This is a genomic window from Marivita sp., from assembly GCF_051251565.1.
Classification (GTDB): Bacteria; Pseudomonadota; Alphaproteobacteria; order Rhodobacterales; family Rhodobacteraceae; genus Marivita.
The window spans coordinates 1-2,004 of sequence record NZ_JBPOFB010000085.1; the positions used below are offsets into that span (position 1 = coordinate 1).

Consider the following 2,004-nt stretch of genomic DNA (forward strand, 5'->3'; position numbering starts at 1 on the left):
GTGTAACGCTGGCGCGCGCCGCCGGGGTGCGCGGCATGGTCGGCGGTCAGGCGCAGGACATCGCGGCGGAAACCGCCGATACTCCGCTTACGCTGGAGGACATCATGGCGCTGCAGGCCGGCAAGACCGGCGCATTGATCGAATGGTCCGCGTCTTCCGGGGCGTTGATGGCCGATGCCGACCGCGCACCACTGCGGGCCTATGGCGCGGCGCTGGGACTGCTGTTCCAGATCACCGACGATGTGCTGGACGTGGAAGGCGATGCCGCCGCCGTCGGCAAGTCGCTTGGCAAGGACGATATCGCGCGCAAGGCTACTTTCGTGTCGCATCTTGGGCTCTCCGGGGCAAAACGCCGCGCTCAGGAACTGGTCCAATCAGCCTGTGATGCGTTAGAGAGCTACGGCGACAGGGGCGATACGCTGCGCGCGGCGGCGCAATTCGTCCTGACCCGCGACCGTTGAGGACCGCATCATGACCGATAGACCCAAGACACCGCTTCTGGACCGGATCGACACGCCGTCGGATATGAAGGGGCTGAGCGACAGCGACCTGTCCCGCCTTGCCGGAGAGCTCCGTGCCGAGACGATCTCTGCAGTCAGCGAAACCGGCGGCCACTTGGGCGCCGGGCTGGGCGTGGTCGAGTTGACCGTCGCACTGCACGCGGTTTTCGACGCCCCGAGGGACCGGATCATCTGGGACGTGAGCCACCAGACCTATCCGCACAAGATCCTGACCGGGCGGCGCGACCGCATCCGCACACTGCGCCAGAAGGGCGGCCTGTCGGGTTTCACGAAACGCACGGAATCGCCCTACGATCCATTTGGCGCAGCGCATAGCTCAACCTCCATTTCGGCGGCGCTGGGCTTTGCCGTGGCGCGCGATCTGGGCGGCGCGCCGGAACATGGCATCGGTGACGCCATCGCGGTGATCGGCGACGGCGCGATGAGTGCCGGGATGGCCTTTGAGGCGATGAACAACGCAGGTGCCTTGGGCAAGCGTCTGATCGTGATCCTGAATGACAACGAGATGAGCATCGCGCCGCCCGTCGGCGCAATGTCGTCCTATCTTTCACGGCTTTACGCGGGCGCCCCGTTCCAGGAATTGAAGGCCGCCGCGAAAGGCGCCGTCAGCCTGCTGCCGGAACCGTTCCAGGAAGGTGCGCGGCGAGCCAAGGAAATGGTCAAGGGCATGGCCTTCGGCGGCACCATGTTCGAGGAGTTGGGGTTTTCCTATGTCGGTCCGATCGACGGTCATGACATGGAACAGCTTCTGGCCGTGCTGCGCACCGTCAAATCCCGCGCCACCGGGCCGATGCTGATCCATGCAATCACCAAGAAGGGCAAGGGTTACGCCCCGGCCGAGGCCGCCGAGGACAAGGGCCACGGCGTCGGCAAGTTCGACGTGATCACAGGCAAGCAAGCGGCCTCCAAGAGCAATGCGCCAAGCTATACGTCCGTCTTTTCTGATAGCCTGATGAAATTGGCGGCGACCGACAGCCGGATCTGCGCGGTCACCGCCGCGATGCCTGATGGCACCGGGCTGAAGCAGTTCATGGAGCGCTATACCTCGCGCTGTTTCGACGTGGGGATAGCCGAACAGCATGCGGTGACATTCTCGGCCGGGTTGGCGGCGGGTGGCATGCGGCCTTTCTGCGCAATTTACTCCACTTTCCTGCAGCGCGGTTACGATCAGGTCGTGCACGATGTTGCACTTCAGGGACTGCCGGTACGGTTCGCCATCGATCGGGCCGGCCTGGTCGGCGCCGACGGCGCGACCCATGCGGGTGCCTTCGATATCGGCTATCTCAGCGCCTTGCCCGGCATGGTCGTCATGGCAGCCGCCGACGAGGCCGAGCTGGCCCGAATGGTTGTCACGGCAGCGGCCCACGATGCGGGTCCGATCGCGTTCCGGTTTCCGCGCGGCGAAGGTGTTGGCGTCGAGATACCGTCAGCGCCCGAACCGCTTGAGATCGGCAAGGGCAGGATGATCCGCGAAGGCAAGCGC

At 65.0% G+C, this 2,004-nt stretch carries 2 protein-coding genes; both read left to right on the plus strand.

What is annotated here, in order from left to right; all coding sequences use genetic code 11:
* Positions 1-461, plus strand: a 461-nt coding sequence (locus ACSHXH_RS19620) for a polyprenyl synthetase family protein (protein WP_435673488.1), incomplete at its 5' end; no start/stop codon positions are given.
* Between the two features lie 10 nt (positions 462-471).
* A partial coding sequence (dxs, locus tag ACSHXH_RS19625) for a 1-deoxy-D-xylulose-5-phosphate synthase (RefSeq protein ID WP_435673489.1) occupies positions 472-2,004 on the plus strand: 1,533 nt, incomplete at its 3' end.